This is a genomic window from Streptomyces axinellae, assembly GCF_039532135.1.
Lineage (GTDB): Bacteria > Actinomycetota > Actinomycetes > Streptomycetales > Streptomycetaceae > Streptomyces > Streptomyces axinellae.
In genome coordinates this window covers 327,308-333,648 of the sequence record NZ_BAAARJ010000008.1, presented here as the reverse complement: position 1 = coordinate 333,648, position 6,341 = coordinate 327,308, and the positions used below count along the sequence as shown (strand labels likewise).

The following is a 6,341-nucleotide window of genomic DNA, read 5'->3' as shown; positions in this document are numbered from 1 at the left end:
TCATCGGCGTCGTCCTCGCCCAGCTGACCACCACCACAGGCGGCCACACCTTCACCTCCGAAAACGGCTTCCGCACCGGACTGCTCATCGGCTGCGGCGTCGCCCTGGTCGCCGCCGCCATCGCGACGGCGATTCCGGCCGCGCGCGCCAACGCGCCGGAGACCGCACCCGAGCCCGAGCCCTCACCCGAACCAGCGCCCAGAGACGCCGGGACGGCCCCCGCCGCCGGTGCGGGCACCGAACAGGCCGCCGTCAGGCCCTGATCCGGCCCCGTCACCACCCCGCGCGCGGACCGCGGCCTGCCTGCTCCCCCGCGCCCGCGTCACGCGCGGCCTTCCACGAAAGCCACTCGCAGACCCTCCCCGAACACGCGCCCGTCCGGGAACCACGCGCCGCCGCGCGGACGCCGCGCGCCCCCCAACGGCGGCACCGCCCACAGAGAGGAGAAGGACCCCGCATGTCTTTCCCCCACACCTCGTCCGAACGCACCCCCGGTCATCCGACGGAGCCCGGATTCGACCCGGATGCCCTGCGGTCCCGCTACCGGGCCGAGCGTGACCGCCGTGTCCGGCCGGAAGGCAGCAAGCAATACCTCCCGGTCAGCGGCCGGTTCGGGTACTACGACGAGGACCCCTACACCGAGGGTGACCTCGTGCGCGAGCCGCTGCACGACCGGGGCGAAGTGGCCATCATCGGGGGCGGGTTCGGCGGCCTGCTCGCGGGAGCCCGGCTGCGCCAGGCGGGCGTGGAGTCGATCCGGGTGATCGAGAAGGGCGGGGACTTCGGCGGCACCTGGTACTGGAACCGGTATCCAGGAATCCACTGCGACATCGAGTCCTACATCTACCTGCCCCTGTTGGAAGAGGTCGGCTACGTTCCCAAGTGGAAGTACGCGCCGGGGGAGGAGATCCGGCAGCACGCGCGGGCGATCGGACGGACCTTCGACCTGTACCGCGAGGCATGCTTCCAGACTCAGGTGACCGAACTGGAGTGGGACGAGTCCGCCGGCGAATGGCTGGTGGGAACCGACCGGAACGACCGGATCCGGGCGCGGTACGTGGTGACGGCCAGCGGCACGCTGAGCGAGGCCAAGCTCCCCGGCATCCCGGGGATCGAGACCTTCCGGGGCCACACCTTCCACACGAGCCGCTGGGACTACGCCTACACCGGCGGGGACGCCAAGGGAAACCTGCACAAGCTCGCCGACAAGCGCGTCGCCCTGATCGGCACCGGCGCGACGGCCATCCAGTGCGTCCCGCACCTGGGCGCCGACGCGGCCCAGCTGTACGTGTTCCAGCGCACCCCGTCCTCGGTCGATGTACGCGGCAATCGTCCCACCGACCCCGCCTGGGCCGCCTCCCTGACTCCCGGCTGGCAGCAGCGCCGCCGGGACAACTTCCTCACCCTCGTCACCGGCGGACACGTCGAGGAGGACCTGATCAACGACGGCTGGACCGGCAGCGCACGCCTGCACCAGAAGCTGATCCCCACCGACGGTTACCGGGACGTGCCGGCCGAGGAGCGGGAACGTGCTTATGAGATAGCCGATTTCCAGAAGATGAACGAGATCCGCGCACGGGTCGATGCCATCGTCGCGGACCCGGAGACGGCCGAGAAACTGAAGCCCTGGTACCGCTACATGTGCAAGCGGCCCACCTTCAGCGACAGCTACCTGGAGACCTTCAACCGCCCCAACGTCACCCTGGTCGACACGGCCGACAGCCACGGAGTGGAGCGGATCACCGAGCATGGCGTCGTGGTGGGCGACACGGAGTACGAGGTGGACTGCGTCATCTTCGGCACCGGGTTCGAGGTCGGCCGCTCGGGGGTCACCTCCGGACGGCTGCCGGTGCGCGGCGCGGGAGGCGTCACCTTGACCGAAGCCTGGCGGGAGGGGCCCCGGACGCTCCACGGCTTCTACAGCAGCGGGTTCCCGAACCTCTTCCAGCTCGGGCCGCTCCAGAACGCCAGCTCCGTCAATTTCGTCCACATCCTCGATGAGCAGGCGACCCACGTGGCCGAGGTCGTCGCCGAAGCGCGCCGAGTACGGGCCCAGCGGGTGGAGCCCGATGCGAAGGCCGAGGCGGCCTGGGTCGCGACGATCCGGGAAAAGGCCGACGACCTCTACAAGTTCCACGCCGAGTGCACTCCCGGCTACTACAACAACGAGGGCATGCCCAGGCAGCGCAGTGAGTCCTTCGGTGACGGCCCGCGCGCCTTCCACGCGCTTCTCCGGGACTGGCGCGCGAACGGCGGCATGCGCGAAGTCCTCGTCGGCGCCGAAGCGGACACCGGAGCAGGGGCTGGGGCAGGGACCGGCGCCGGAGCAGAGGCGGGGGCAGGGGCCGGGGCCGGGAGGGAGAAGTGACGAGGACACGGCCTTCCAGCCGCTACGGCGACACCTCTCCCGGGCCCACCGCCGGCCCCCGCTGGGACATCCGGCGGCTCAACGCGCCCAATCCGCTGTGGGGTTCGAACGGTGTCGCCTTCGGACCGGACGGGCGGCTGTATGTCGCACAGTTCCTGGCCGGGCAGATCAGCGCGGTGAATCCGGTCGGCGGGGACGTCGAGGCGGTGGTACCGATGGGCGGTCCGGTCCAGTCGCCGGACGATCTCGCCTTCGGGGCCGACGGCTCGATGTACATCGCCGACCTGGTTCCCGGAAAGGTGTGGCGCCGCAGCCCGCAGGGCGAATACAGCCTGGTCTCCGACCAGGTGAAATTGCCCAATGGCATCACCTGCGTCGGTGACCGGCTCTTCGTCAACGAGATGAGGATGAACGGACGGCTGATGGAGCTGTTCCCCTGCGGAGGCGAGCCCCGGGTGCTCGCCGAGGGGCTGGCCCTCGGCAACGCCATGCAGCGCGGCCCCGACGGTCACCTCTACTACCCGCACATGATGACCGGGCAGGTGTGGCGCGTATCGCCGGACGGCGGAGCACCCGAACTCGTCGCCGAGGACGTGCACGAACCGGTCGCGGTCCGCTTCGACCTGGGCGGCGTCATGCTCGTCCTCTCCCGGGGCCACGCCGGCCTGGTCACCCGTATCGACCTGCACGCCACCGGCTCCCGTTCGCTGGTCACCAGCGGCCTCCCCGGGCTGGACAACGCGGCGTTCGACACCGAGAACAGGATGTTCGTCTCCAGCTACGCCGACGGCGGCATCACCGAACTGCACCCCGACGGCCGGACCAGGGACCTGGTGCCGCGTGGCCTCGACGGCCCGTACGGAGTGACCATCGACCTGGCGGGCAGGGTGTACGCCGCCGACCACTACCGCCTGGCGGGCCCGAAGAGCCAGGCGGAGGACGGACAGGAGCGGCCCGAACCGCACCGCCCGGGCGCTCCGGACCCGGCCGCCGCACCGGCCCCGCACCACGCACCGGTCCCGACCGACGCACCGGTCCCGACCGACGTACCGGCCTCGACCGGCACACCGGTCGGGGTGACCACCTACGAGCTGCGGCCCTTCGCACACGGCATCATCGCCGAGGGCGGGTTCCTGCACCTCACCTCCCAGTACGGCGAGGTGCGCACCTACGACCCCGAGCACGGCACGCACCGCGTCCGGGCGAGCGGCCTGAATCGGCCCACGGGCATCTCCGCGCTGCCGGGAGGCGAACTCGTCATCGCCGAGACGGGCGCGGGACGTGTGCTGTCCCTCGACCGGAACGACGCCGTCACCGTGCTGGCGGAGGGGCTCGCCCACCCGGTCGATGTGGCCCACGACGCGGCGGGACACTGCTACGTGAGCGATGACCACGCCGGCACGGTGCTCCGGATCGAGGACGGACACGCCGTTCCGGTCGCGGACGGACTCGCCGCACCACAGGGGCTCACCGTGCTCGGCGAGGAACTGTTCACCGTCGAGACCGGTACGCGGGAACTGCGGGCGATCTCACTCGCCACCGGGGAGAGCCGCATCGAGGCGAGGGACCTGGCGGTCGGACTGCCAAAGAGCGCGGCCCCCCTCGCGCGGCCCGCGCTGTTCGCCCACGGAATGCCGGGCGTACCCGACCCGTTCGCGGGCCTCACCGCCGCTCCCGACGGAACGCTGCTGCTCTCGGCCAACGGGGAGGGGACCGTACTGCGCCTCACGCCCCGGGCCCCGGACGCCGGGCACCACACGAACGCCGAATACGCTTCGCCGGAAGGAACTCCATGACAAACACTCCTACGGGATTGGCCGGACGGGTTGTCGTCGTAACGGGAGGCGCGTCCGGCATCGGCCGGGCCGCGGCCTTGAGGTTCGCGGCGGAGCGCGCGAAGGTGCTGGTCGCCGACTTGAACCGGGAAGGAGCCGGCGAAGTCGTCCGCGAGATCGAGGCGGCCGACGGCACTGCCGTCGCCGTGGCCGGTGACCTGAGCGAACAGTCGGTGGTGGACACGGTGGTCGAGCGGGCGGTCACCGATCTCGGCGGACTGGACGTGCTGGTGAACAACGCCGGCATCATGGACCGCATGTCGGCGCTCGGCGAGACTGACGACGCGGAGTGGGAGCGCGTCCTGCGGGTCAACCTCACCGCGCCGTTCCTGCTGACTCGTGCGGCGCTGCCGCACATGCTCGACGCCGGGCGCGGCTCGATCGTTTTCTCCGCTTCGGAGGCGAGCCTGCGCGGCGGTGTGGCCGGTGCCGCCTACACCGCCTCCAAGCACGCGGTGGCCGGTCTGGTGAAGAGCCTCGCCGTCACCTACCGGGAGCACGGAATCCGGACCAACGCCATCGCCCCTGGGCCCACCGCGACCAGCATCCGTGTGGACGCCTCCCCGGACGCACGGGGGCCCGCCCTGATCGGCCGCCTCATTGGCGCGACGATCGGCCGCATGGGTTCCGCGGAGGAACAGGCAGCCGCCATCGTCTTCCTGGCATCCGACGATGCCGCCTTCATCAACGGCGCCATCCTTCCCGTGGATGACGCCTGGGCCGCTGTCTGAGCCCCCGCTCTCCGCGGAGTCCACCGCATCCCGTATGACTGCCGCCTGTGTCCCCGGACAGCACACCGGGGACACACGGCCGTCGCGCGAATCGGATGCGGTGTCCGGCACGGCACACGCCCGGCTCGGCACACGCTTTGCCCGGCTCGGCACACGCTTTGCCCGGCTCGGCACACGACTCACGATCAGGCGAAGGCCGTCGCCGTCTCGTGGGCCGGGCCGGCGAAGCCGTCTCTCATGGAGCCGGGCAAACCCTGTGGGCGGTCAGGCGGGGCTCCCCAGCGGCGCCCGGCCCTTCTCATAGACGGTCAGTCCGCGCGACAGCCCCAAGGGCACCAGCACCAACTCGACCAGCACCGCCTTCCACGCGTAGCAGAGGTTGACGATCTTGGTCGGGTAGACGCAGGGAAGGTCGGCCAGCACCTTTCCGAGACGGAGCCCTCGCCGTCGCGCGGCATACACCAGCGGTGGAACCGTGAGGACCAGTTCGGCGCCCACCCACCAGGCCAGCGTCGGTACCACCGGTCGCCCCAGGCCCACGATCAGCACCAGGGGGGTGCTCCACCACAGTGGCGCCGTGAGGATCTCCATCAAGGCCAGCAGCACCCATACCGCCAGCATCGGTTTGCGCCGGATCAGCCCTCCCGCATGGATGCGCACGTTCTGACAGAAGCCGGCCATCCAGCGCCACACCTGTTTGCGCAGATACAGCAGCGATTCAGGGTCGGCTGCCCAGGCGACCGCGTCGCTGACATACCGGGCCCGCCGCCCGGAGATCTGTTGGCTCCACGTGTAGTCCATATCTTCCACAATGGTCGCTTCCGGGAATCCTCCCGCGGCCACCAGCTCCGCACGACGGAAGCCGGAACAGCACCCCGAGCAGACCATCGGGCTGTTCACCCGCTCTTGAATGGGGCGATTCCAATGGAAGCCGAACAGGTACTCCACTGACCGGCCCCGCTCCCACACCGTCCTGGCGAAGCGGGTTTGCACATTTCCGGCAGCGATCACGACGGACGGGTCATCGAAGGCAGGCAGCAACTGCTCGATGTAATCGGGCGCCAGAACCGTGTCAGCATCGACCGCCAGCACCAGATCGCCCCGGCAGTGCGGAAGGGCGTAGTTCTGAGCTTTCGCCTTGCTGCCGAGGTTGGCCGGGGGCCGCAGCACCTCGGCGCCATGGGCGCGCGCCACCTTGCCCGTACCGTCCTGCGAGGCGTCGTCCACCACGATCACCTGGTCCGGGGGCACCGTCTGGGCCCGGACCGACTCAAGAGTGGCGGGCAGGCCCGCCTCCTCGTTGTGGGCGGGGACGATCACGGTTACACGACTGGGCATGCCGGCTCACTCCCCCGCTGCTCCTGCCGCCGTCCGCTCCGGCAGCCACTGCGGCCCGCCGGACCGCTG

Annotated in this window: 4 protein-coding genes and 1 pseudogene; 4 read left to right on the top strand and 1 reads right to left on the bottom strand. The window is 70.6% G+C overall.

Annotation, left to right across the window (positions count from 1 at the left end):
- The 4 genes and pseudogenes from ABD339_RS14885 to ABD339_RS14870 all read left to right on the top strand — a co-directional run.
- Nucleotides 1-263 (top strand): annotated as a pseudogene (locus ABD339_RS14885) (hypothetical protein); the annotation flags it as partial.
- A 194-nt stretch (nt 264-457) separates the two neighbouring features.
- Nucleotides 458-2,368 (top strand): flavin-containing monooxygenase, encoded by a 1,911-nt coding sequence (locus ABD339_RS14880; RefSeq protein WP_344566114.1) that lies wholly within the window; start codon nt 458-460, stop codon nt 2,366-2,368.
- The gene (locus ABD339_RS14875) at nt 2,365-4,164 is read left to right on the top strand and encodes a hypothetical protein (RefSeq protein ID WP_425575988.1); all 1,800 of its coding nucleotides are present in this window, start codon (nt 2,365-2,367) and stop codon (nt 4,162-4,164) included. Before ABD339_RS14880 ends, ABD339_RS14875 begins: the two co-directional genes overlap by 4 nt.
- Nucleotides 4,161-4,934, top strand: a complete 774-nt coding sequence (locus tag ABD339_RS14870; protein WP_344566112.1) for an SDR family NAD(P)-dependent oxidoreductase — start codon at nt 4,161-4,163, stop codon at nt 4,932-4,934. The genes ABD339_RS14875 and ABD339_RS14870 overlap by 4 nt, the downstream gene beginning before the upstream one ends.
- Nucleotides 4,935-5,198: 264 nt before the next feature.
- Here ABD339_RS14870 and ABD339_RS14865 read toward each other — a convergent pair whose 3' ends face one another.
- A complete protein-coding gene (locus tag ABD339_RS14865; protein ID WP_344566110.1) occupies nt 5,199-6,272 on the bottom strand; it encodes a glycosyltransferase family 2 protein in 1,074 nt (357 codons plus the stop codon).
- Nucleotides 6,273-6,341: the final 69 nt, after the last annotated feature.